The sequence below is a fragment of the Ekhidna sp. genome (assembly GCF_964218185.1).
GTDB lineage: Bacteria > Bacteroidota > Bacteroidia > Cytophagales > Cyclobacteriaceae > Ekhidna.
The window spans coordinates 162269-187791 of the sequence record NZ_CAXPLV010000005.1; the positions used below are offsets into that span (position 1 = coordinate 162269).

Sequence of the window (25523 nt, forward strand, 5' to 3'; positions counted from 1 at the left end):
GTCAGGCAGTAATAATGAAAAACAATTTCTAAAATCATAAATTTTTATTTCGATTTTTTTTACTAAATAGCCTCTATCGTTTGTTTATGAGCATTATCCTTCTAATTTTAAGGGAAATTAAAACCTGACCAAAAATGAAAAAGATCTTATTATTGTTAGCGATGGTTGCATTCCTAGGAGCTTGCACCTCATCATCCTCATCTGAATCAGAGTCTGATGCAGTAGAAGAAGCAGGCGAGGCTGCTGAAGGAGCAATGGAAGAAATGGAAGAGGCTGCAGAAGATGCAATGGATTCTCTGGATATGGCTGTTGATTCTCTTGCTGCCGAGGTAGAAGAAGCTGCTGAGGAGGCAACTGAAGAATAATAGAATTTAGAACATCAAAAAAAAAGGGAGCAAATGCTCCCTTTTTTTGTGTCTAATCCCAATTAGTGGTGTGTTATTATTTTTGTCGCTTTTAAAATTTAGAGATGAAAAACTTTTTTCTAGTACTTGCAATAGCTTCATGTTCTATTCAAAAAGGTAATGATGCTACATTTTATAAGTACCTTTTAAATACACTTGGAAAAGATTTCAAAAAGGCCGAAAGAGGTGAATATGTACTTTGCCAGTCGGCATTGGATCTTTCAAATCCTTACAAAACTTTTCTAGTATATCATTCTAACTCGAATGAGGTTGTTTATGGTCCAAAAAAACTCAATGCGGACATTGAATGGGAATCAGATAGTGAGTTGATAATTAGAGAGTATCCTGAAACAATCCAAAACAAACAAGATGGCGAAAAAAGCATTTATTACTATAACCTTATAACAGGTAAAAAATATGAGAAGATTAACAACGATTATTAGTTCCCTTCTAGGAGCTGGAGTTTTCTTGGTATTTATAACGATAGGTGGTTCAGACCAAAAAATTACAGAGTATCAAAAGTATATTGAAGAGAAAATCAGTTTGAAGAAAAATGGACACACAAAATCCACAGCACCTGATATTCATGCTTTAATTCAAAAAGATTTAAGAACCAGGCATGGGCAAGAGCATCCGGAGTATGCCCCAAATCAGGTATTAGATGAATATTACAAAGCAAAAAATGTAAGAAAACAACTTCGTCTCGCTAATGAGGATTGGAATTTTGTAGAAAGAGGGCCTGGGAATGTAGCTGGCAGAACAAGAGCCATAATTGTGGATCCCGATGATGTTACAGATAATACTTGGTTTGCAGGCTCTGCATCAGGAGGTATTTGGAAAACAACAGATGGCGGCTTCAATTGGACCTTTATATCGGAGGATATACCTAATCTTGGAACCAACACATTAGCTATGTCACCAGCTAATCCTAATGTGATTTATGCAGGAACAGGTGAGCATTTTACAAATGACATTGATGGATCTGGTTTGTTCAAGACGAATGATAAAGGGGTAACTTGGGTTCAGATAGCCAGTCCTGGAGACTTTCCAGATTTTAAAAACATTTCAAGAATAGCAGTAAACCCTAACGATGAGGATGAATTAGTAGTAACGTCCAGAAATAGCGTTTGGGAGGGAGGGTTGCAATCTGCAATCTATAAGAGTTTAGATGGTGGAGCTACTTGGACTAAGCTAAGAGAATCAACTTTTGAAAGATACGATGACATAGCAGTTGATCCGAATGATTTTAACACATTGTATGTAGCTATACGATCTCAGGGGGTAATTAAGTCAACCAACGGAGGTATTACCTGGTTTGACGCAAGTAATGGGATGTACCCGTCAGGAAGAGTTGAAATAGCCATTTCAAAAGTCAATCCAAGTCGACTTTGGGCATCTGTAGAAGGGGGACTAAGTGGTACAAACTCTGATCTCTATGTGACGAGTGATGGTGCCACGTCATGGAATATTGCTATCAATGGATTTGGCGGAAATGAAGACTTTTTGGGTGGACAGGGATGGTATGATAATTACGTAACACCTCATCCATTTAATGAAGATATTGTATATGTGGGTGGTGTTAACAACTGGAAATTTGAGTTAAGCGGCGGGTCTTCAAATGTTACAGCTGTGAGTGCGAGCGATAATGGAACTACATCTTTTATTTCTTATATCAATTTCGGAGGAGATTATTATGGTGGAGCAATAGATAAGTATGACGCAATCGCCGATCAAGATTTAAAATCAGTGGAAATACGTTTTGGACAAGGCTCTCAATTGGCTCATCGATTTACCGTAGGAGGTCATGGATCCGGAGCTGATCCGAGCCAATACATATATCAGGACTATATAGAAGTTCCGTTTCAGGTATGGGATACTGATAATAACAATCAACTAATGGTTTCATTTCGGGATCAACAAGAGAACCAAGAATGGGACTTGATCTCATTCAACACCAGTGGTGATGGCACGACGCATTCAAGAGAGTATGTGTTTATTCACAATGTTCCTTATTCTGAGTTTGCCGATGGATCCATAGCCTCAGTTGGAGGGTTTGAGCACCAACAAATGTATAATTTCTGGCCTACCTTATCGAGCGAGATGGCCACATTTGATCCAACCGACCTACCATATTCCAATCTTTCAGTAACCGTTAATGACGTAGCTGGTCTTGAAAGGATAACCACTAGTGTATCAGATGCTTATCGTCAATTTGGTGGCCCAAATAGCTTTCCACAATCGGGAAGAGATGAGGGAATTCACCCTGATCAACATTTTTCAATGATTATTAATGAAAACCCCTCTACACAAGAGTTTGGCTTTTTAATTACCAATGATGGAGGTGTCTACAAGTCTGTCACAAGCAGTGATCCAGGCACAACTGATGGTGATTTTGAGTACGTCAGTTTTGGCTACAATACAACCCAATTTTATAGTGCTGATAAGGCTCCAGATTCTTACCGATTTGTTGGAGGTATGCAGGACAATGGAACCTGGTACAATCAAGTAGGTACAGAAGGTAGTGCTTCCGCTAATGCAATTTTTGCCATTGGTGGAGATGGATTCGAATCACTCTGGCATAGTGTCAATAGAAACAAGATTATTGGTGGCTCTCAATACAATAATTTTGTAAGAACTACTGATGGGGGACAAACATGGCAGAACGCTTCAAGCGGTTATGATGACAATGGACCCTTCATTACCAGGCTAGCTCATCATAAATCAAAACCAGAAAGGATCTTCACTGTTGGTGAGCAAGGGGTATGGATAAGTCAAAGTTTTGGGGAATCTTGGAGTGCGTGTAGCATGTCCTCGCCAGAACTGTGGTCTTTTACAAATAGCGCTGATGTGGAAGTTTCATATAGCAATGAAGATATTGTTTGGGCTGGTGGTAGAATGACAGACACCCAAAGACTTTTTATATCTACAAATGGAGGAGCGACTTTCGCTCCCGCAAACAATTATGATTCATTTGAAATGGGATCGGTTTCAGGAATAGCTACCCATCCAGTTGATGATAACACCGCTTTCGTGCTATTTTCATTTGCTGGGTATCCTAAGGTTCTCAAGACCACTAATCTCGGTCAATCGTGGATAGATATTTCAGGCTTTGATGGAAGTGGCGATAGAGGTTTTCCTGATGTAGCAGTAAACACCCTTTTTGTCTTTCCTCATGACAATAATCAAATTTGGGTTGGATCCGAAATTGGGATCATTGAATCTCTTGACGGAGGAAAGTCTTGGCACTTACTGGAAAGTGATTTTCCGGCTGTCAACACCTACGACTTCAAATTATCAGAAAATACCCTAGTTATAGCCACTTATGGTAGGGGTATATGGTCTGTAGACATTCCAGCTACTACACTCTCAGCAGATGAGTCATCAAGAAAATTGGTTAATATTTTCCCTAATCCAATAGAGAATCTTGCTACTATATCCTTTGATAAGAAAGCGCCAAATCAAATAAATGTTGTTGACTTGAATGGAAAAATAGTTGATCATATATCCCCAGATCATAGATCTAACACAATTGAATATCGGCCTAACTTAAAGTCTGGTTTATACTTCTTGCACTTTGATCTGGATAACAGGAAACATGTTAAGAAAATAATTATAAAATAACATCAAAAAGAAAGGGAGCAAATGCTCCCTTTTTTTGTGTTTAGTTAAAGTCGCTCATTTTCTTATCCTGCTGAAAAATCCAAATCATAAGTATCACACCTGCAATGGTGAGAGGAATGCTTAAAATCTGACCCATGTTCAGAACCATGTTCTCTTCAAATGCTTCCTGATTCATTTTGAAGAATTCATCTACAAATCGTAGTGACCAAAGCACAATCATGAACAGCGCAAAGTTGAATCCTTGGGGCAGCATATCTCTTTTTTTACTCCACAGCCAGTAAAGGATCATCATCAATATGATGCAATACATTGCTTCATAGAGCTGAGCTGCGTGTCTTACTTTTCCAAGCGCAGAAATCTCGACGATCTCCCTTCCATTACTCTGATAATTACGATAAGCTAATGGGCCATCACCAAAATCAATGTGCTCAGATACTTCGGTATATCTAGCCAATGTGCTTTTCAGTTGATTTTCTACGAACATCTTGTCCTTCAACTCAAACTTCACACCTCTTCGATATTCAATGATCGCCTTAATCGGAACAATCCCAGCCTGATCGCTTTGCACATCTCCACCTTTTTCGAAGCGAACATCATCAATATCATCCGAGTAATTCAGCACGTCCAATGTTGCCCGAGCGTAAACAATACCTGTGTTTGAGTTGGTCAGTGTCCCCTCCATCTCAGAGTTGAAAAGATTTCCGGTTCGTATCATAGCTCCAGTAAGTGCTACGACGATCACAAGTCGATCCAAAATCCATAGATAGCGATAGTTGTACTTTTTGCAGAACAAATAAATCGCCACCAAGATACCGAGCGCACCTCCATGACTGGCAAGACCTCCTTCCCATATCATGAGAATTTTAATGGGGTTAGACAGGTAATAATCAGGATTATAGAATAAGCAATGCCCTAGTCGTGCTCCGATGATAGTCGCAAGTACCATATATCCGGTGATTCGCTCTACATCTTTCTCCGGCCTGCCCTCAGCTTTAAATATCCTAAAGAATATTTGTTGCGAAAGTAGAAAGCCCAGTGCGAATAGCACTCCATACCACCTTGGTGCATAATCAGTAAATGGAATGGTGAAAATAGCTGGATCAAACGTCCAGATAATGTAGCTCAGAATATTCATTTAGCTAAATTTTGAAAGTTTCAAAGATGCCTTAATCTGCTGAACCTATTAAACTTTTCGCCAGAAATAAGGTGTGAAAAGGATTAAAACTGTGAAAAGCTCCAATCTACCAAGCAGCATCATAAAAGATAAGATCCATTTTACTCCTACTGGCAAATGAGCAAAATTATCAACTGGCCCTACGTCTCCAATGCCCGGACCTATGTTACCAAGCGTGGTAGCCACAGCGCCTAAAGATGTATTGAAATCTATTCCAAATGATGACACGGCTATCGCTCCAAAGCACATAATCAGGATATAGATCATGATGAACGCCAGAACATTAAAGGTAATGTCTCGACTGACTGATTTCCCATTAAATCTTACTGGAATAATTGCGGACGGATGAAGTATTCGTTTCAGTTCCAGCAAACTATTTTTAATAAGCAAAATATGTCTAACCAGCTTGACGCCACCGGCTGTAGATCCCGCAGATCCACCCGCAAACATCAACAAGAAGAAAATCACTGTCAAAAAAGAAGTCCATGCTGTATAGTCATGTGTTACGTATCCAGTAGTGGTTACCACAGAAACAACCTGAAACAATGCATCACGGATAGATTTTTCGAATGTGTCGTGTCCAAGGTTGTAGATGATTAAGCCAACAATAAGTGAAGCGAGCACACAGAATATTAGGTAGAACCGAAACTCCTCATTATTCAATACTTTTCTGAAACGGCCATGCAATCCAAAGTAGGTCATGGTAAAGTTCGTGCCTGCCATGAACATGAAAAATATAATCACATACTGGATAAACGGATCGCTATAGTAGGCAATGCTAGCATTTTTGGTGGAGAATCCACCAGTTGCCATAGTTGTCAGACTGTGATTTATCGCATCGTAAAATGTCATTCCTCCTGCCCATAGAAGAGCAAGCTCCGTGAGTGTAAGCCCACAATAGATAATCCATAGTCTTTTGGCTGTCTCTTTAATCCTCGGCTGTAATTTGTCCGGAGAAATACCGGGAGCTTCTGCAACGAAGAGCTGCATTCCTCCAATTCCCAAAAGCGGAAGAATAGCAACCGTCAGTACGATAATACCCATGCCCCCAATCCATTGTGTGAGGCTCCTCCAGAACAAAATCCCCTTGTGGACGGATTCTATGTCTGTCAGAACGGTGGCTCCTGTAGTAGAAAAGCCTGACAGTGTTTCGAAAAAGGCATTGGTGATGTCGGGTATGGCTCCACTAAAAATATAGGGAAGTGATCCAAAGAAGGACATAGATAGCCAGCCAATCGTCACAATCAGATAACCATCTTTTTTCCGAATGTCATTACTTTGAAGGTTGCGTGTGAGAAATAGAAGTGCTGCACCAACTCCAAGCGCAATCAATGACGATGATATGATTGCAGTGTGATCTCCCTCACCGTAATAAAAACTAAAAGGCAAACAAGTCAACATGAAGCCTCCATTGATGAGAAGGAGCATGCCAATGACTTTTAAAATTACCTTATAGTTGAACTGCATGTATTATTTGAAGAAACTCTCCACTTTTCTGATACATTCAGGCTTGGACAAAACCACAACTCTGTCTTTTGGCTGAAATTCGAAATTTCCTCTAACCGCAATACCCTTTCCATCACGTATTACGCCACCTACAATAGCGGTTTTAGGGAAGTCCATGTCTTTGAGCTGCTTCTCCATTATTCTGGATTTTTCTCCCAGTTCAAACTCCAGGATTTCTGCGTCCACACCATGGATACCGGCAATATTCAGAACCTCTCCTTTACGAATGTATCGGAAGATAAAGCTAGCAGCGATCAGCTTTTTGTTGATCAAAGTGTCAATTCCGATACTTTGCGAAAGGTGGATGTAGTCTACATTTTCAACAAGCGCTATAGTCTTCCTCACCCCTTGATTTTTGGCCAGCAATGAAGCCATGATATTGGTCTCGGAGTTTTCTGTAAGTGCGACAAAAGCATCCATCCGATCAATGCTTTCTTCTTTCAGCAAATTGATATCCCTACCATCTCCATTGATGATCATGGTATCCGGTAGCTCATCTACCAGGTGAAGGCACTTCTCTTTATCAGCCTCGATAAGTTTGATGTTGTACTTCTTGCTTAGGAGTTTAGCAGTGTTGATACCCACCTTGCTCGCTCCCAGAATCATCACATTCTTAATTTCAAAGCTCTCCTTTCCAGCCAGCGCCGTTACCCGGTCTATTCCGTCTGGTTGAGCAATGAAATACGCATGATCTCCGTTTTGGAATTTGTTTTCCCCGTAAGGAATTATTGTCTTGTTGTCCCGAAGAATAGCAACGGTGGTAAAGTTATGATCGGGGTTGAGGTAGGCTGTTTCCGTGAGCGTTTTCCCAAAGAGTTCAGAATCTTCATCTACCGTAATGCCCACTAGTGAAAGTGTCCCTTTTTCAAACTCAAAGGTGTCTGTAAGTGCGGATTGCTTGAGTAGTCGTTTGATCTCCCGTGCCGCCAACGATGCAGGTGAGATAATCTCATCAATTCCGACATTGCTGAGGTTCAATTCTTCACGAGCGTGAAGTAGTTCAGTATTTGAGATTCGGGCAATGGTCTTTTTGGCTCCAAGACTTTTCCCCAAAATACATGTGGTGATGTTGGTTTCCTGAATGGAGGTTACGGCGATTAGCAAGTCTGCCTTGCCAATGTTTGCCTCTTTTAGTACGCGGGGTGAGGTGGAACTACCCCTGACCGTGTTCACATCCAAATGTTGCGACACATATTCCAAAACGGAAGCATTAGAATCGATGATTACGATATCCTGCTCCTCCGCTGTTAACAGTTTTGCAAGATGAAAGCCCATCTCTCCAGCACCAGCTATGACAATCCTCATCCTATCTTAAATGATATTGGCTGCAAAGATATTGCATCTAAGTGCCAGCATTCCAAATGATTACGAATTATATACCTCACTAAAATATTTCTTTGTTGCCTTCATCACCTTTGGTGCCAGCACAATCGTGGAAATCATGGTTGGAACAGCCATCAGACCGTAAGCCACAAAAACTAAATTTACCACATCCGTCAATGAAGCTACAGAACCTACAAGTACCAGGGCGATATACCAATAATAAAAATATCTCCCATATTTAGCTCCTATCAGGAAAGACAAACATTTCTGTCCATAATAAGCCAAACCAAAAATGGTCGTAATGGCAAAAATCATTACACAGATCATTAATACATAAGGACCGAACCCAGGTAACCCTAAGCCAAAAGCATTTGCTGTCATCACGATACCATCTGCCTCACCACTGTCCCACACTCCGGTAATTAATATGCACAAGCCAGTCATGGTACAAACGATGATAGTATCAATGGCCGGTCCTAGCATGGCAACAAGTCCCTCCCTCACCGGCTCTTTGGTTTTTGCTGCTCCGTGCATCAGTGGAGCCATGCCTATTCCTGCTTCGTTGGAAAAGGCCGCACGCTTCGCCCCCTCTACAATGACTGCTCCGACAGCTCCACCGAGTACAGCCTTCGCTGTAAAGGCATCTTCCAGGATAAATAAAAAGGACGGAATGACCTTCCCAAGATTAGTCAACATAATAGTCAAAACGCTAATCACGAAGAGCACTACCATAAAAGGAACCAGCTTGGATGCCACGCTCCCGATACGTTTAATCCCCCCAAGAATAACGGTTGCCACAAGAGCCGCGATTACTAACCCAATGGTTAGGTTGATTGTAAAAGAATCTTCAACTCCTGCTGGGATTAAGATCACATTTTTGAAAACCGCCACCATTTGATTTGTTTGAAAAACAGGTGTGGCCCCAAAGAATCCTGCCACACAGAAAAATCCTGCAAGTGGCATCCATTTCTTTCCAAGTGCCTCGCGAATCACGTACATTGGCCCTCCTTGAATCGCTCCTTCTGAGTCCACTCCGCGATATTGTACGGCAAGTGTGCACGTAAAAAACTTGGTGGCCATCCCAATAAATGCACTCACCCACATCCAAAACATGGCGCCTGGCCCACCCGCAGCTATGGCCAGTGCCACACCACTAATATTTCCCATACCAATGGTAGCGGCAAGCGCTCCTGAAAGTGCTTCAAAATGGCTTATCTCTCCAGGATCATTAGGATCGTCGTACTTTCCTCGCAATACATTGATCGCGTGACGAAGAAACCTAAAGGGTAAAAAGCGGGAGTAGATAAGGAGGAAAAGCCCTCCTCCCAGGAGTAAAATCAATAGCGGAGGCCCCCAAATGAAGTTTACCGCATTTGATAAAAAGGTGCTAACTGAATCCATAAAGCTCGTGAAGGTAATATGTATCTTTGAGTCAAATCGATTTTATAGGTAAGCAATGAACAAAAAATCACAACAAATGCTTACTAATGCCAAAATGAGACTTAGTCCATGAAATTAAATTTTAGAACACTGGGGGCAGGCGAACCCCTCATCATCATGCACGGCGTTTTTGGGTCGTCTGATAACTGGCAGACATTAGGAAAGGTTTTCGCAGAAAGCTTTAAAGTCTATTTGGTTGACCTAAGAAACCATGGAAACTCCCCTCATAGTGATGAGTTTGACTATGATGTAATGGTAAGTGATGTAGTGGAACTCATGGACGATGAGGGATTGGAAAAGGCTCACATCCTTGGTCACTCAATGGGCGGCAAGGTGGCAATGCACCTCTCCACACAGCACGCTGGAAAAGTTGACAAACTAATCGTGGTGGACATAGCTCCAAAGTACTACCCTCCTCATCATCAGGAAATCTTTAAAGGATTCCATTCAGTAAACTTAAGCACCCTAAAAAATCGAAAAGAAGCAGATGATCAGATGGCAGGAGTTATTTCCAATTTTGGTGTAAGACAGTTCATTTTAAAGAATCTGGATCGAAAGAAGGATGGAAGCTTTCAGTGGAAGCTAAATTTGAATGCGATAGAAAATGCTATTGAAAAAGTGGGCGAAGGAATTGAAGAAGAAGTTTCATTCGATGGAAATGCTCTTTTCATTGCGGGAGGTAATTCTGATTACATCACCGATGATGATCATGATTTGATCAGATCCTATTTTCCTAAGGCAACAATTGTCTCTGTTAAGGGGGCCGGCCACTGGGTACATGCTGAGAAGCCCGATGAACTAGGTAAAATGGTAATTGAATTTTTGAAATGATCCAAGGTAAACTCTTTCTAATCCCAACCTACCTGTCATCAGACAATGATGCGTCCTTCATGTCTCCAATGGTGGCTGAGGTCTTGAAAAACACTTCTCACTATTTCGTAGAAAACGTTCGTACAGCCCGACGCTTTATCAGCAGTCTTAAGGCTGGGATTACCATTGAAGATTTAGAGTTTCAGGTTTTAGACAAGAAGTCTAACTGGGATCAGATGTATCCTCTTTTCGAACCCATTCGGAATGGAAAAGACATGGCTGTCATTTCGGAAGCCGGGGTGCCATGTCTGGCGGATCCCGGCAATCTTGCGGTAAGCTTTGCTCATCAAACTCACATTCAGGTGGTGCCTATGCCCGGCACCTCCTCCATTCAGATGGCGCTTATTGCCTCCGGATTCAACGGTCAAAAATTTACCTTTCATGGATATCTCCCCATTGATAAAAATCCAAGGCAGCAAAAAATCAGGGAGCTGGAAAAGCTGAGTCAGACTGGATACACTCAGCTATTCATGGAAACACCTTATCGTAATCAGCAATTAATCAAAGACATTTTGAAAACCTGTAGGCCTGATACCTTGTTAAGTGTTGCAGCGGACATTTCTGGAAACAATGAAAAAATTCTGACCCAGCCAATAGCCAAGTGGCAAAAAACTGACATTCAGATACATAAAATTCCGGCCATTTTTAGTTTTGGCCAATTCCCCTGATTGAGTTCATCGAATCTTCTAAATTTGCCGACCAGTTTAAACAGAATATAGATGCCCTATTTATTTACTTCAGAGTCCGTAAGCGAAGGACACCCAGATAAAATTGCTGATCAAATTTCAGATGCACTATTGGATCACTTCCTGGCGTTTGACCCTGACAGCAAGGTGGCGTGTGAAACTATGGTGACCACCGGACTCGTAGCGCTTGCAGGTGAAGTGAAAACCAAAGCATATGTGGACGTACAAAATATAGCCCGTGAGGTCATTAACCGAATCGGATACACCAAGGGTGAGTATATGTTTGATGGTAACTCATGTGGGGTAATATCGGCCATCCATGAGCAGTCACCAGACATCAACCAGGGAGTAGAGCGTGAATCAGAAGATGAGCAAGGCGCGGGAGATCAGGGAATGATGTTTGGCTATGCCACCAAAGAAACTGAAAATTACATGCCGCTTGCACTGAATCTATCGCATAGAATTCTAATGGAGCTTGCAGATATCCGCAAAGAGGGAAAAGAAATGACTTACCTCAGGCCGGATGCCAAATCTCAAGTGACCATCGAATACGATGACAACAATCAACCTGTAAGAATTGATGCCATTGTTGTCTCTACTCAGCACGATGAGTTTGACAATGAGGACAACATGCTAAAGAAGATCAAGGAAGATATCATCAGCATTTTGATTCCCCGAGTAAAGGCCAAGCTAAAGCCTGCCAATCAGGAGTTGTTTAATGATGACATCAAGTATCACATAAACCCAACCGGCAAGTTTGTGATCGGTGGGCCACACGGAGATGCTGGACTCACCGGAAGAAAAATCATCGTGGATACGTATGGTGGAAAAGGGGCTCACGGAGGTGGGGCTTTCTCCGGAAAGGATCCATCTAAAGTGGACAGGTCTGCCGCCTATGCAACTAGGCACATTGCTAAAAACCTTGTTGCTGCAGGAGTGGCTGATGAAATTCTTGTTCAGGTTTCCTATGCGATCGGTGTAGCAGAACCAATGGGTATCTATGTAAATACCTACGGCACTTCCAATGTGGATATGAACGACGGTGAGATTGCTAAGCTGGTTGAAAAAATATTCGACATGCGCCCTGCACACATCATCAAACGATTGAAACTGAAAGAGCCAATTTATTCTGAGTCTGCTGCGTACGGACACATGGGACGAAACCCAGAAGTAAAGCAGGTGGTTTTTAGGGGAAATGGAAATGAAGAGGTGAAGAAAGTGGTAGAAACATTTACCTGGGAAAAGCTTGACTATGTAGATCAGGTGAAAGAAGCCTTTGGCCTTTAATGAAAAAGAATGTTTTCATTTTTTTGGTTCTATTGATTGGTTGCTCAAAACCAACACAGGACAAGACCGAAATAACAATCCAGCCCGTTGCTGAGGGACAAACATTCAATGCTGCATTTTTAATGATCAATGGTGTCTACAACTCTGAATTGATGGCACCATATGATATTTTCCAGCATACCGTTTTTCACACCGATGGTGGCATCAATGTTTTCACTGTAAATGAAACCATGGACACAGTGACCACTTTCGAAGGGTTGAAGCTTATCCCACATTATGCATTTGACAGTCCGGACCTTCCGGAGATTGATATTCTCGTTGTTCCTAGTGCCGAGCATAACATGGATTCTGATCTCGAAAACGAGACATTGATCAATTGGGTGAGTGAAATTGGTAAGAATGCAGATTATGTCATGTCATTGTGTGATGGGGCATTTGTTCTGGCCAAGGCTGGTCTGGTAGATGGAAAAGAATCAACAACCTTCCCAACTGATATTGAGCAATACCGAAAAACCTTTCCTCAACTTACTGTTCATGAAAATGTGTCATTCGTGCATCATGATAACCTCCTCACTTCGGCAGGAGGGGCTAAATCTTACGATGTAGCTCTTTATTTGGTTCATCACCTTTATGGAGATCAGGTTGCTAAGGGTGTGGGGAGAGGCTTGGTCATAGATTGGGATGTCAATGATTACTCCTTCGTAAAAGTTTCGAGGGAATAAGAAATTTCCTTAAGCATCTTTTAACATTCTTGATCACCTGATTTCAATTGGTTTTGGCTTAATTGTAGCCAATGAAACCAAGACATCATCTCTTTCTTTTTTATTGCGCTACTAGCTTCTGGACTTTTTTCCTATTGGGCGGTTTATGGTCAGATTACTATCAGCAATGGGGATTCTTTCAGCAGCTTATCATTGTTGACCTGCTACCCACTTTGCTACTTATTCGCCTGGGCAAAGGACTCCTCTTATCTATGGCTAAAGGTGATAAAATCAATCAAGTGGCATGGTGGATGAGTGTCTACTTTTCCGTCCCTTTCCTGATCTACGATTACATATACCTTGTGTTATATCAAGGGAAAGATTGGATTTACCTTTTGGATTATTGGTATTTGACCTTTTTCACATTTATTCCATGGATTATTTTCCCATCAATGGCATTTATTTACGGCAGACGTGAGCAAGCAAAATAGATTGATTTTATTTGCCTAAATCATTGTTTCCATGCAGATCGTTGAAGTTAAGGATAAGAAAACAGCAAAAGAGTTTTTACTATTTCCGGTACAGCTGTACAAGGATGAACCCAACTGGATAAGGCCGCTGGATAAGGATGTGAATGGCGTCTTTGACCCTGAGAAAAATAAAACTTTTAGACACGGGGAGTGTGCCCGTTGGATTCTAAGGAACGATGCTGGAAAGACCATAGGGCGTATCGCCGCATTTATCAACAAAAAAACGGTAGACAAAGACAATGACCAGCCTACTGGGGGTGTTGGTTTTTTCGAATGCATCAATGATCAGGAGTCAGCCAACCTGCTATTCGATACGGGTAAAGAATGGCTAAAAGAGCGTGGCATGGAAGCCATGGATGGCCCGATAAATTTTGGCGACAGGGACGCATGGTGGGGGTTGCTTGTAGATGGATTCGATCGTGAGCCCAATTATCAATGCAATTACAATTTCCCCTACTATCAGGATCTCTTCGAGAACTATGGGTTCCAGATGTATTTCAAGCAATTTACGTTTGGGCGAAATACATTTGAGCCATTGATTCCACGACTTTACGAAAAGGCTGAGATTGCCATGAAAGACCCGAACTACACTTTCAGGCACATTGAAAAAAGCAAGCTAAAGCAGTACGCTGAGGACTTCCGAACAGTTTATAATGATGCCTGGGCCAGGCACCCGGGAGTGGCGAAGATGACCTCACTTCAAGCCAATGCTATCATCAAAAAGATGAAGCCCATTATGGATGAAAAGATCATGTGGTTTGGCTACCATAAAGACAAACCAGTCGGTTTCTATATCAATATTCCTGAGCTAAATCAGGTCTTTAAGCATGTAAATGGAAAACTGGACCTGCTTGGAAAACTTAAATTTCTCTATCACAAAATCCGAAAAACCAACAAGAAAATGATTGGTTTAGTATTCGGTATCTCACCTGAACATCAGGGGAAAGGTGTGGATGGAGCATTGATCATGGCCATCCGGGAGATGGTACAAGATAAGTACAAGCGATATCCTCTGCTCGAAATGAACTGGATCGGTGACTTTAATCCTAAAATGTTGAGAGTAGTAGACCAGGTGGGTGGTGATGTGGTAAAAACACACCATACCTATCGCTACTTATTCGACCGAACGAAGGAGTTTAAACGAATGCCTATTAAAGGATAGGTAGCCTTTTCATTTGTTTATTAAATGTTAAATTCCTTAAATAATTGCTCTGTTTTCTTTAATTCTTCACTTACCCTCTCTCGTTCTGATACATTTAGTTCAAGAGATAATATCTTCTCATTAAGATAATCATCAAAGGCTTTGAAAACAGTTAAACGCTCCTTTATCTGCTGAAATAAATCAGTCGAAAATTTATAGATCTCAATATCCTTTTCGATCGCTTGAAGCAATGCAGTCTTATACATCAGCAATGCACAAAGCTTGATGTTGTTTTCGTATTGATTCAATACTTTATTCCCGATTTTCCGTGCATACCATTCGGCAGAATTAAGAAATGAAACAACATCCACTTCACCAAATGTTGGTTGGTTTTTCCAATCGTCACTGTATTCTTTTAACTGATATAGCAAAAGATGGAGTTCATTTGATGAAAATTCTTTCTTGAAATAACCGTAGATTGTTTCGTTTGTCTCTTTACCTCCAACCTTACTGATAAGCCCCAAAAGATACCCAGAACCATAAAGTTTTAGAAGCCAGTTGTCTACAATTTCATTGATGTAAAGAACGATTATTGCAACTAGCAATACGGTGAAAATTGTGAAGGAAAACCTAAAAGGAAAAATCCAGAAAACTAGTACTACAATAACAAATACCCCAATATAAATTAAGCTGGAAATCATCATTTAGTGGTACTTATAAAAGTCTATTCCTAATCTAATTTAACAAAACCATAAATACTGCCTTAAAGCTACCAGCATAGGTAACAGCTTATACCTCGACTTTTACTGTGGATTCAGAGCTAGATTTTTTAGCTCGCTTCTCCTTATAATACTTCTTATCAGCAACATAAATTGTCTTTTCTATTTCACAGAAAAGCTTCCCTTCTTTGCTTTTGATCTCAACAAGTTTGACCAAATTAACCTCTTTCTCCTCCGCAATTTGCTGCTTGAGCTGAGTGACCTCCTCCTCCGTAAACTCGAAGCTAGCATAGGCATCTTCATTTGCCGGACGCTTAAACCTCACCATAGACGATTTGTCCCATATTACATAGTCTCTTCCCATCAGCTGGATGAGCTGTACCATATAAATCGGGTCTGTTGCAGAAAAAAGGCTTCCACCAAAAATAGTCCCCACGTAGTTTTTGTTTTTGTAGGATAGTGGAATCTTTATCTCGATTCTGCCAAGATCTTTTGTAACAGAAATAATTCGCCCTGTCGATCGTCGGTACATTGGGGAAATATTGAAAAACCATTTAAACAGCCGGTGAGAATATTTGCTGAAATAGCGATTTGAGATACGAGAAAGAAACTGATACATATGGTCAATTTAAGTCCGAAACAACAACTCATCCTCATTAATTAACAATTCAGTTAATCTAAATTTTGAGTTGAGGAATTCTTGCCTTGAATTGCTCAAAAAAGAAATGGAAAAGCTACTTGTCTATTCTCATATCGTTTGCGGAGGAATCGTTCTGCTGCTAGGTATTTACCAGATGCTGAATCGTAAGGGGAGCAAAAATCACATCTTCATTGGAAAGATTTATGTGGCTGCCATGTGGTGGATTTGTTTGAGTGCCTGGGGTATCGTCTCTTTCTACAGGTTCAGTGCCTTTCTGATGGTTATAGCCGTTCTCACCTTTCATGCTTCATTTGTTGGCGTTAGGATTTTTAGGCGCAAAAAGGCAGGATCTGAAAAGTGGTATGATTGGGGTGTAAGTCTTATCACCACCGTTTCCGGGCTCGGGATTATGATTTACGGTGGTCACCTTTATCTCAATTCACCAAACACCATTCTTGCCTTTTTATGTTTGCTGTTTGGTTTTTTTACCCTTCTCAATGGTGCTCAGGATTTACGGTTCTTTGTACGAAAGCCAACCGTGGAAAAGAACTGGTGGCTTAAGCAGCACATCAGCGCCATGGGCGGTAGCTACATCGCTGCTATCACTGCGTTTGCGGTTCAAAACCCAAACTTATTTATGCCAGAAAGTTCCTATCAGTGGTTGTTGTGGATTCTCCCTGCCGCAATTGGCAGCCCATTAATAGCGCTGGCGAGCAGGAAGTGGGCACCTCTCAAAAACTAGTGAGCCCTAGCAATTACATTTCTGTAACTGCTTTTCTTTTTAAGGGTGGAAGACGACCGATGGGACCAACCGTTGGTTGGCCGGCGACCTCCTGAACCACAATGGAGCAAGTCAGGAGGTCGTAAAACAAAAAAAGCAATTACATTTCTGTAACTGCTCTTTATTCTAAGGGTGGAAGACCGGACTCGAACCGGCGACCTCCTGAACCACAATCAGGCGTTCTAACCAACTGAACTACAACCACCATGTATTTTCAGGCTATCCTGAAAAGGAGTGCAAAGTTAATACCCCAAATGAAATCTGCAAACGATTATTTTCGATCAAATGAAAGTCGCTGACCAAGCTTGCTTTCGTCGAGTTTTCCATCAGAATAGGCTAGGTGTCCAGATACAAACGTCTTCTCAACGGAGGATTTAAATGCATGACCCTCAAATGGTGACCATCCGCATTTTGCTCTAATATTCTCCTTAGTCACCTTCCACGACTTGTTCAAATCTACCAATGCCAAATCGGCCTTATATCCCTCACGGATATATCCTCGCTCTTTCACATCAAAACACTCGGCAACCGCATGACACATCTTTTCAGCAATGCGCTCAAGCGATATTTTTCCCTGATGGTAAAAATCCAACATAGCCACCAGCGTATGCTGAATCAAAGGCCCCCCAGATGGTGCTTTCATGTAGGGATTTTGTTTTTCCTCTAGTGTGTGTGGCGCATGATCCGTGGCAATTACATCTATGCGATCGTCGAGCAGTGCCTTCCAAATTTGATCCCGATCCGATGCGGACTTCACTGCAGGGTTCCATTTGATAAAAGCACCCTTCTCATCATAGTCTGCATCCGTAAACCATAGATGATGAATGCAAGCCTCTGAGGTAATTCGCTTCTGTCTTAAAGGAATGTCATTTGAAAAAAGATTCGTTTCCTTTCCCGTAGAAATATGCAAAATGTGAAGCCTTGCATTGTTCTTCTTCGCCAGTTCTACAGCTTTGGATGAGGACAAGTAGCACGCCTCCTCATTCCGAATAATCGGGTGGTATTTAAAAGGAATATTGTCTCCAAAATCTTCTTTGTACTTTTCAGTATTTGCCCGTATAGTCGCTTCATCCTCACAATGCGTTGCGATTAGGATGGGCGCATTTCGAAAAATATTTTCCAACGTTTCCTGATCGTCTACAAGCATATTGCCTGTGGACGAGCCCATAAAAATCTTAATTCCGCAAACAGAATTTGGATCTGTTTTTAGCACCTCGTCCAGATTGTCGTTGGTGCTCCCCATGTAGAATGAATAATTAGCGAGGGAATTATTTGCGCCTATTTGGTACTTCTCCTCAAGTAATTTCTGAGTTATCGTTTGGGGATTTACGTTGGGCATCTCCATGAAAGAGGTTACACCTCCAGCCACCGCAGCTCTGGATTCTGTAAAAATATTTCCCTTATGAGTCAGCCCCGGCTCTCGAAAATGAACCTGATCATCAATCACACCAGGAAAAAGATGCAGACCTTCTCCACGAATCTCAATACATTTTTCAGTTGGATTTATCTGCTCACCAATTTTTTCAATTCGATCATCCTTGATCAAAACATCACCTGATTTGACCTTTCCTTCATTTACGATGCTTACCTCTTTGATCAAATACATTGTGATATTTTAAGTTTTTGTATAATTATTCTGGAAACCAATCGTTCGTCCTCAAACAAATTTAAGATATATGGAGAGTTTTATCCGTTTTTCTTCGGAAAGAAGGTGTGACAAAAAAGTTAGAATACGCCTTAAAAACGATGATTTTGAGTGAAAAAAGAAGACCCAATGCTGTATCGGTAATTTTTTGGCTCAAAAGGTTTATGGAAACCGTATTAAATAAGTATAATTGTATCAGAAAGATTGATTTTAATGTCTTTCTTTCCATAGCTGGTTGAAAAGATCTTGTGGGGCGAATGCCCCACAATGATCAATTTATCTTCAAACAGCCTCTCCAAAATTAATTTCCGGCATCTACTTTATCAGCGTCTGCGGTTATGCGCTCTTCTCTGTTTGCTATTTCCCATCCGGTATGGAATACAAGTCGGGCTCTTTTCTCCATCACCTCAAACTCAATCTTCTCCACTGTATCTGTTGGTTTGTGATAATCTGGATGTGTGCCATTGAAGTAAAAAATGATTGGCACATTGTTTTTCGCAAAATTGTAATGATCAGATCGGTAGTAAAATCTGTTTGGATCATTTTCATCATTATATGTATAATCCAGCTCCAGATTAGTATACGTCTTATTCATATTCTCAGAAAGATCATGAAGATCCTGAGAAAGCTTGTCAGAGCCGATCAAATAAATGTAGTCAGCATTTTCACTGTGAGCGTCATCCACTCTTCCGACCATATCAATGTTAAGGTTTACCACCGTATTCTCTAAAGGAAATATTGGATCAACGTCTGTATAATACTGAGAACCTAGTAGCCCTTTTTCCTCACCAGTCACTGTCATGAATAGAATACTTCTTTTCGGACCTTTTTTCTTTTTAGCTGCTGTCACAAATGCTTCTGCAATTTCAAGCACACTCACTGTTCCCGATCCATCATCATCAGCACCATTGTGGATTTCACCATTGATAATTCCCACATGGTCGTAGTGAGAAGTTATGATCAAAACTTCGTCAGGCCTCTCGGTTCCTTTCAAAAAACCAAGCACATTTTCAGTGCCAATTGGCTTATCCAAATAATCGGCATTGAAGATTACATCAGCATTATCTCCGGCTTTGATTTCTTCAAACGACTTTTCGAACATCCAGCCTGCAACCTCTTTATCAACGATCAATAGTTTGGTTGATTCGTTATCTCTAGCTTCCATTTTCAAGGAAGGTCTTTGAAGGTATGGCCCGTATCTAATCACAAATGAATCAAACTCCTGATCATTTTTCAGCACCACTATAACTCCGGCAGCACCGGCCTCTTTTGCTTTTTCTGCTTTCTCCTGCAATCCGCCAAGTTGATCGGCTTCAAAAACAACATATTTACCATCATAATCTCCGCCGTTTTCTTCATCCGCCATTACTAGACTAATGTATTCCTCGCCCATTGTTTCTGAGCTGGAGTAGTAAATGAAATCCTCAAAACCAATCTTCTTTTCTTCTCCTTTTCTGAAATACACAGACCCAATAGTGGATTCGGTCAGGTTAAATTTCTGGAAGTAGCTCCCATCTACAGGTGCTTCCAACCCAAGCGACTTAAAATGGTTCGCTATGTATTCTGCTGCCATTTTCTGTCCTTTTTGGCCCGTCTCTCTTCCTTCATACTCATCAGAAGCCAGTATTGAAAGGTGTGTCTTCAGATCTTCTGCGGTTATGGTCTTCGCATACTTTATGGCTGTTTTATCCTGCGCCAGCAGCCCAAAGGCCACAATAAGGCCCAGTACGTAAGTTATCTTTCTCATTTTGATATAACGTGTTAAAAATCAGGGTTTAAAACTAAAGAAATTTGATGCAGCCAAACCAATTATTTACACCAATGGTTAGAAGAAAAACCTTTTTGTACTCAATCTCCTGACGTAAATTTGCGGCCTCTAAACAGTACCCTTGATGAAATTGAATCTTAACGATCGTGTAGAGTTTGAAAGAAGACACAATGGCCCTTCAGAAGAAGAGGTTTCTCATATGCTCAAAACCATAGGTCTCAAGTCTATAGACGACCTTATCAATGAAGCCATTCCTGCACCTATCTTGAAGAAAAAGCCTCTTGACCTACCTCCTTCACTAAATGAATTTGAGTACCTCAACCGAATGCAGAAGGTGGCAGATAAAAACAAAGTATTCAAATCGTTCATCGGTCAGGGTTATTATAACTGTGTGGTGCCTACGGTTATTCAGAGAAATATCATGGAAAACCCTGGATGGTATACTGCTTACACTCCTTATCAGGCTGAAATTGCTCAGGGTAGACTCGAGGCACTGATTAATTTCCAAACCATGGTCATCGACCTTACTGGAATGGAGATAGCAAATGCTTCGCTGCTAGATGAGGGGACAGCCGCCGCTGAAGCCATGTCTATGCTTTATGGTCTGAGGAAAGGAGATAAAAAATCGTCTAATAAATTTTTGGTTGATGAGGAAGTATTTCCACAAACACTGGACGTTCTTAAAACGAGAGCGCTTCCTTTCGGAATAGAGCTGGAGGTCGTCGATTTAGCTGATGCGGACATTTCCTCTCCAGAGATTTTCGGTGTTTTCTTCCAATATCCAAACAATTCGGGTTCTGTGAGAGATTGGTCATCGGTTGTTGCATCTGCACAAGAAAACAATGTATTTACTGCGTGCGCTACTGACCTACTAGCCCTCACACTCCTCACTGCACCCGGTGATTGGGGTACAGATGTGGTTGTTGGAACCAGTCAGCGTTTTGGCGTGCCAATGGGGTACGGAGGCCCACATGCGGCATTCTTCGCCACAAGGGAAGCTTACAAACGAGCTATACCGGGAAGAATCATTGGTGCATCCAAGGATGCTCATGGCAATGATGCCTACAGGATGGCTCTTCAAACCAGAGAGCAACACATCAAAAGAGAGCGAGCTACTTCCAATATCTGTACTGCTCAGGTATTGCTTGCAGTAATGGCCGGAATGTATGCCGTATATCACGGGTCTGTGGGGTTGAAACAAATTGGAGCACGGACCCATGGCCTGGCCAAAGAGACTGCCAATGCAATCGCTCAGTATGGCTTTGAAAATCAAAACACTTATTTCTTTGATACCCTAAGAATTCCTCTGGATTCAGAACAAATTGTTCATTTGAGAAAGTTGAGCCACAAGAGTGAAATCAACTTCCGCTATTTTGACGATGGGGTAGGTATTTCGTTTGACGAATCGCACACGGTAAATGACGCCAATGAAGTGGTGAAGATTTTTGCACGCCTTGGCAATGCATTTGAAGCTCCAATTGTAGAAGATTTTGAAGTGGAATATCCGTCCACACTTATGCGAACCACGCCATTTTTAGAGCATCCGATCTTCAACCAGTATCACTCCGAGCATGAATTGCTTCGCTACATGAAGAAGTTGGAAAACAAGGATCTCTCCCTTGTTCACTCCATGATTTCTCTCGGATCATGCACCATGAAACTGAACGCTACTTCGGAAATGATACCGGTGACCTGGCCTGAGTTTGCCAACATACACCCATTCGCACCAAAAGATCAGGCGGAAGGATATGGTATCATGATCAATGAATTGCATGACTGGTTAGTAGAGATCACTGGTTTTCATTCCATTTCGTTCCAGCCAAACTCAGGTGCACAGGGTGAGTATGCCGGGCTTATGGTAATTAAATCTTACCTGGAAGGCACAGGCCAGCCAAACAGAAATGTTGCGCTGATTCCATCTTCCGCCCATGGAACCAACCCAGCAAGTGCTGTGATGGCGGGGATGCGTGTAGTGATCGTAAAGTGCGATGACAATGGAAACATTGATGTGGACGACTTGCGTGAAAAAGCTGAAGCTAATAGTAATGAATTAGCTGCTCTTCTAGTGACTTATCCATCCACTCATGGTGTATTTGAGGAATCTATTGTTGAAATCTGCAACATCATCCATGAAAATGGGGGACAAGTTTATATGGATGGTGCAAATATGAACGCTCAGGTTGGGCTGACTTCTCCGGGCATCATTGGTGCTGATGTTTGTCACCTGAACCTGCATAAGACTTTCTGCATTCCTCACGGAGGTGGCGGCCCTGGAATGGGTCCAATCGGTGTTGCAGAGCACTTGGCTCCTTATCTACCTGGACACGTGACCGAACATAATAGCAATCCTGCGGTTTCTGCGGCACCTTATGGAAGTGCCAGCATTTTGCCAATCTCTCACGGATACATTGCGATGATGGGAGCAGAGGGCTTAACCAATGCAACAAAAATGGCAATCCTCAATGCTAATTACATTGCCGCAAAACTGAAGGATCATTATCCTGTTTTGTATGCGAATGATAAAGGTCGAAATGCACATGAATTAATTATCGATTGCAGGGATTTTAAGAAGTCCGGAATCGAAGTAGAAGATATTGCCAAGCGTTTGATCGATTATGGATTTCATGCACCTACAGTCTCTTTCCCTGTTCCCGGAACCATGATGATTGAACCCACAGAAAGTGAAGTGTTAGATGAGTTGGATCGTTTCTGTGATGCGATGATTTCAATTAGAGCGGAGATACAAGAGGTGATTGATGGGGTAGCTGACTCGAAAGACAACCCATTGAAGAATGCACCTCACTCATACAAAGCGCTTGTAGCAGACGAGTGGAAATATCCTTACTCGAGAGAGAAGGCAGCCTTCCCTGCACCTTATGTGAAAGAGAATAAGTTCTGGCCGGTTGTGAGTAGGGTAGATAGTGCCTATGGTGATCGAAATCTGGTGTGCAGTTGTCTGCCACTTGATGTTTATGAAGAAGTGGAAGAAGGTGTAGAGGCGTGAAGAAGCTGACGTCCACCCTTGTCCTTTTAATAATTGGCTTTAGTTCGATAGCCCAAGTCAGATTCTACGGTCAAGTCGGGATGACAATCTCCACTTTTGATAGAGACCTGATGGAGGAGTATGGCTTCATTGAATACCGACAAGCGCTAATTGATAATGGAATCAATGCCTCCTCTGAGGCTAAAAACTCTGTGCGCCCAGGGGCCGTGATAAACATTGAAATGGATGTTTTCTTAAATGAAAATACCTTTATAAAGACGGGCGTGAAATACACCAATGGCGGAGACAGCTACTTTTTCAAAACAACCGATATTCAGTATCAGCGATTTTACGGGCTAATTACATCAGATGCTCGTTTTAAAATTCGTCCTCGTTTAGACTATATCGCTATACCTATCAACTATGGAAAAAAAGTAAACGACTTTACATTCTATGGAGGAATCACTCCTCACATAAATGTCGCCAGTGCACTAAGGATTAATTCCTTTGATGCCAGCAATCCAAATAACGTTAGGGAGGAATGGGATCGGGAAGATGACGTAGTGAAGGCGACAAAAACAGTTTACTTCTTCAACCTGGGGGCCAACTATCTGATTCCGGCTTTTGATTTTGATAATGTGATCAGCCTAAATATAGGCTATTCACTTAATCCTGTCTATGATGATCCAAATGCCGCAGGAAAAATCAATGATGCTCGCCTTTGGACAATTGAGCTTGGGTATGGGATTACTATTTCTACTGCGGATTAGTTACACAATCTGATTTCGAAAGAACCTAATACTTTATTTTCATCATCAAGAGCGGCATCCAAAAATCCGTAGATTATCTGTCCTTCTATAGCGAAGATTTCCATAGTACCACTTTGTGCTTTGAGGTTTTGAGAAGTAGAGATCTCAAAATAAACCTCCACCTGATTATTGTCAATGGCTTGAGACGAAACAAAAAAACTACCAACGGCTGGCTTAAAAATTGCCCTGACATGAGTTAGTGATGGTGATGGCAATGTGCATGGATCGCTTACGCTTTCTTCGCTCGAAAGAAATCTAACTCGGTATTTAAAATCCGAAGATTGCAGGTATCCATTGGCCGACTTATAGCTCCATTCTTTTCCATTTATCAGACCTTCAAGCTCCTGTTCTGGCAACTCGAGCTCGTCCCGTCCACAACCTAAAAACATGACGCCAATTAACACAAAATACAAAGTGAAGTTTATACTTTTATGTGTTAGACCTTTAATCGCTATGAAAAAATTCTTACTCACGCTTCTGGTTGTTTTGCTCGCTATTGCGGCATTTGTACTTTATACCTTCAGTTCCACCGGATATTTCCGCGAAGTTAATAACACCGAAAGCTACGAGGTTATTGCAGAAATCCCCATGAAAGGTGCTGAAGATTTTACCATAAGTTACGATGATGGATTTATGATTATTTCGCAAGATGATCGTGCCGGAAGAAGAGATGGGTCTCCCTCACAAGGCGGGTTATATTATCTCGATCTTGATTCGGGCAATTTTAAACCTAAACTAATCTCAGCCAATTATACGTTTCCTTTTTATCCGCATGGGATAAGTCTGCTTAAGCTCGATTCTGCACATTACCAACTTTTGGTGGTCAATCACGCAAAAAAACATTCCATTGTAAAGTTTGAATTGTTTGGGGACAGCCTTGTATACATGGCTACTTACCGAGATGAGAGTATGATTAGCCCTAATGATGTGGTAGCCTTTGATGATGACACATTTTATTTTACCAATGATCATGGATATACCAGCAGGTGGGGACGGCTTGCAGAAGATTATCTGGGTATTGGGGTCTCCAATGTAGTTTACTATGATGGAAAATACAGAGAGGTTGCCGACGGGATTCAATATGCCAATGGCATTAACATCTCCAAAGATCGAAAGCAATTGCTAGTGGCTTCTCCAAGGGGATTCAAGTTATTGTACTACAACATTGAAGAAAATGGAGCATTAACTCATGAACGAAATGTAGATGTTGGAACGGGTATTGATAATATTGAACTAGACGAAAATGGCGACTTGTGGATTGGTTCTCACCCTAGTTTGCTGGCCTTTGCGGCTTATGCCGCTGGCAAAAAGGAAGTTGCTCCGTCTGAAGTAATCAAGGTGGTGGATGGAGAGAAAGTTGAAAGCTTGTACGAAAATAATGGGTCATTCATCTCTGCCAGCAGTGTGGCTGCCCCTTATAAGGATTTGCTTTTTGTGGGAACTGTAATGGATGGTAGACTCGTGGTACTAAGAAAAAAGGGCGAGTAGACTCGCC

At 41.6% G+C, this 25523-nt stretch carries 22 protein-coding genes and 1 tRNA gene; 13 read left to right on the forward strand and 10 right to left on the reverse strand.

Going from position 1 to position 25523, the window contains the following annotated elements:
- The first annotated feature begins 134 nt into the window (after positions 1 to 134).
- From ACEQZT_RS06125 to ACEQZT_RS06135, 3 genes are all read left to right on the forward strand, one after another.
- The gene (locus ACEQZT_RS06125; RefSeq protein ID WP_370088283.1) at positions 135 to 365 is read left to right on the forward strand and encodes a hypothetical protein; all 231 of its coding nucleotides are present in this window, start codon (positions 135 to 137) and stop codon (positions 363 to 365) included.
- Positions 366 to 469: 104 nt separating this feature from the next.
- The gene (locus ACEQZT_RS06130; RefSeq protein WP_370088285.1) at positions 470 to 847 is read left to right on the forward strand and encodes a hypothetical protein; all 378 of its coding nucleotides are present in this window, start codon (positions 470 to 472) and stop codon (positions 845 to 847) included.
- Entirely contained in the window at positions 822 to 4025 is a 3204-nt protein-coding gene (locus ACEQZT_RS06135) for a T9SS type A sorting domain-containing protein (RefSeq protein ID WP_370088287.1), read from the forward strand. Before ACEQZT_RS06130 ends, ACEQZT_RS06135 begins: the two co-directional genes overlap by 26 nt.
- Before the next feature lie 40 nt (positions 4026 to 4065).
- Here the strand turns inward: ACEQZT_RS06135 and ACEQZT_RS06140 are convergent, their stop codons facing one another.
- From ACEQZT_RS06140 to ACEQZT_RS06155, 4 genes are read right to left on the reverse strand one after another with little or no spacing between them, the layout of a single operon-like run.
- A complete protein-coding gene (locus tag ACEQZT_RS06140; RefSeq protein ID WP_370088289.1) occupies positions 4066 to 5160 on the reverse strand; it encodes a prolipoprotein diacylglyceryl transferase in 1095 nt (364 codons plus the stop codon).
- 48 nt (positions 5161 to 5208) lie between these two features.
- Entirely contained in the window at positions 5209 to 6666 is a 1458-nt protein-coding gene (locus ACEQZT_RS06145) for a TrkH family potassium uptake protein (RefSeq protein ID WP_372530137.1), read from the reverse strand.
- A 3-nt stretch (positions 6667 to 6669) separates the two neighbouring features.
- Positions 6670 to 8010: a Trk system potassium transporter TrkA gene (gene trkA, locus ACEQZT_RS06150; RefSeq protein ID WP_370088293.1), complete on the reverse strand. Its 1341-nt coding sequence runs from the start codon at positions 8008 to 8010 to the stop codon at positions 6670 to 6672.
- A 60-nt stretch (positions 8011 to 8070) separates the two neighbouring features.
- Positions 8071 to 9429: an alanine/glycine:cation symporter family protein gene (locus ACEQZT_RS06155; RefSeq protein WP_370088295.1), complete on the reverse strand. Its 1359-nt coding sequence runs from the start codon at positions 9427 to 9429 to the stop codon at positions 8071 to 8073.
- A gap of 108 nt (positions 9430 to 9537) precedes the next feature.
- Here ACEQZT_RS06155 and ACEQZT_RS06160 point away from each other — a divergent pair, with 108 nt between their 5' ends.
- The 6 genes from ACEQZT_RS06160 (at position 9538) to ACEQZT_RS06185 (ending at position 14704) form a co-directional block, all read left to right on the forward strand.
- Positions 9538 to 10299 carry an alpha/beta fold hydrolase gene (locus tag ACEQZT_RS06160; RefSeq protein ID WP_370088297.1) on the forward strand — a complete coding sequence of 254 codons (762 nt, stop codon included), beginning with the start codon at positions 9538 to 9540 and terminating at the stop codon, positions 10297 to 10299.
- Positions 10296 to 11006: an SAM-dependent methyltransferase gene (locus tag ACEQZT_RS06165; protein WP_370088299.1), complete on the forward strand. Its 711-nt coding sequence runs from the start codon at positions 10296 to 10298 to the stop codon at positions 11004 to 11006. The genes ACEQZT_RS06160 and ACEQZT_RS06165 overlap by 4 nt, the downstream gene beginning before the upstream one ends.
- Before the next feature lie 51 nt (positions 11007 to 11057).
- Positions 11058 to 12311 carry a methionine adenosyltransferase gene (gene metK / locus ACEQZT_RS06170; protein ID WP_370088301.1) on the forward strand — a complete coding sequence of 418 codons (1254 nt, stop codon included), beginning with the start codon at positions 11058 to 11060 and terminating at the stop codon, positions 12309 to 12311.
- On the forward strand, positions 12311 to 13033 hold the full coding sequence (locus tag ACEQZT_RS06175) for a DJ-1/PfpI family protein (RefSeq protein WP_370088303.1): 723 nt from the start codon (positions 12311 to 12313) through the stop codon (positions 13031 to 13033). The genes metK and ACEQZT_RS06175 overlap by 1 nt, the downstream gene beginning before the upstream one ends.
- Before the next feature lie 71 nt (positions 13034 to 13104).
- Positions 13105 to 13503, forward strand: coding sequence for a hypothetical protein (locus ACEQZT_RS06180; RefSeq protein WP_370088305.1), 399 nt, complete (start codon positions 13105 to 13107; stop codon positions 13501 to 13503).
- 31 nt (positions 13504 to 13534) lie between these two features.
- Positions 13535 to 14704: a hypothetical protein gene (locus tag ACEQZT_RS06185; protein WP_370088307.1), complete on the forward strand. Its 1170-nt coding sequence runs from the start codon at positions 13535 to 13537 to the stop codon at positions 14702 to 14704.
- Positions 14705 to 14724: 20 nt separating this feature from the next.
- Here ACEQZT_RS06185 and ACEQZT_RS06190 read toward each other — a convergent pair whose 3' ends face one another.
- Positions 14725 to 15288 (reverse strand): hypothetical protein, encoded by a 564-nt coding sequence (locus ACEQZT_RS06190; protein WP_370088309.1) that lies wholly within the window; start codon positions 15286 to 15288, stop codon positions 14725 to 14727.
- Positions 15289 to 15472: 184 nt separating this feature from the next.
- The gene (locus tag ACEQZT_RS06195; protein WP_370088311.1) at positions 15473 to 16021 is read right to left on the reverse strand and encodes a DUF4442 domain-containing protein; all 549 of its coding nucleotides are present in this window, start codon (positions 16019 to 16021) and stop codon (positions 15473 to 15475) included.
- A gap of 106 nt (positions 16022 to 16127) precedes the next feature.
- Between ACEQZT_RS06195 and ACEQZT_RS06200 the strand changes: the two genes are divergently transcribed.
- Positions 16128 to 16784: a hypothetical protein gene (locus ACEQZT_RS06200; protein ID WP_370088313.1), complete on the forward strand. Its 657-nt coding sequence runs from the start codon at positions 16128 to 16130 to the stop codon at positions 16782 to 16784.
- 169 nt (positions 16785 to 16953) lie between these two features.
- On the opposite strand, the gene ACEQZT_RS06205 is transcribed toward ACEQZT_RS06200, so the two are convergent.
- From ACEQZT_RS06205 to ACEQZT_RS06215, 3 genes are all read right to left on the reverse strand, one after another.
- Positions 16954 to 17029: transfer RNA gene (locus ACEQZT_RS06205), tRNA-His, on the reverse strand.
- A gap of 65 nt (positions 17030 to 17094) precedes the next feature.
- A complete protein-coding gene (locus tag ACEQZT_RS06210; RefSeq protein WP_370089536.1) occupies positions 17095 to 18435 on the reverse strand; it encodes a dihydroorotase in 1341 nt (446 codons plus the stop codon).
- A gap of 334 nt (positions 18436 to 18769) precedes the next feature.
- On the reverse strand, positions 18770 to 20215 hold the full coding sequence (locus ACEQZT_RS06215; protein ID WP_370088315.1) for a M28 family peptidase: 1446 nt from the start codon (positions 20213 to 20215) through the stop codon (positions 18770 to 18772).
- Positions 20216 to 20360: 145 nt separating this feature from the next.
- On the opposite strand from ACEQZT_RS06215, the gene gcvP reads away from it, so the two are divergent.
- Together gcvP and ACEQZT_RS06225 are read left to right on the forward strand one after the other, a co-directional pair.
- On the forward strand, positions 20361 to 23240 hold the full coding sequence (gcvP, locus tag ACEQZT_RS06220; RefSeq protein WP_370088317.1) for an aminomethyl-transferring glycine dehydrogenase: 2880 nt from the start codon (positions 20361 to 20363) through the stop codon (positions 23238 to 23240).
- A gap of 80 nt (positions 23241 to 23320) precedes the next feature.
- A complete protein-coding gene (locus ACEQZT_RS06225) occupies positions 23321 to 23989 on the forward strand; it encodes a hypothetical protein (protein ID WP_370088319.1) in 669 nt (222 codons plus the stop codon).
- Here ACEQZT_RS06225 and ACEQZT_RS06230 read toward each other — a convergent pair.
- Positions 23986 to 24501: a hypothetical protein gene (locus ACEQZT_RS06230; protein ID WP_370088321.1), complete on the reverse strand. Its 516-nt coding sequence runs from the start codon at positions 24499 to 24501 to the stop codon at positions 23986 to 23988. The genes ACEQZT_RS06225 and ACEQZT_RS06230 overlap by 4 nt on opposite strands.
- On the opposite strand from ACEQZT_RS06230, the gene ACEQZT_RS06235 reads away from it, so the two are divergent.
- Positions 24482 to 25516: an SMP-30/gluconolactonase/LRE family protein gene (locus ACEQZT_RS06235; protein WP_370088323.1), complete on the forward strand. Its 1035-nt coding sequence runs from the start codon at positions 24482 to 24484 to the stop codon at positions 25514 to 25516. The two genes, ACEQZT_RS06230 and ACEQZT_RS06235, sit on opposite strands and share 20 nt — an antisense overlap.
- The last annotated feature ends 7 nt before the right edge of the window (positions 25517 to 25523 follow it).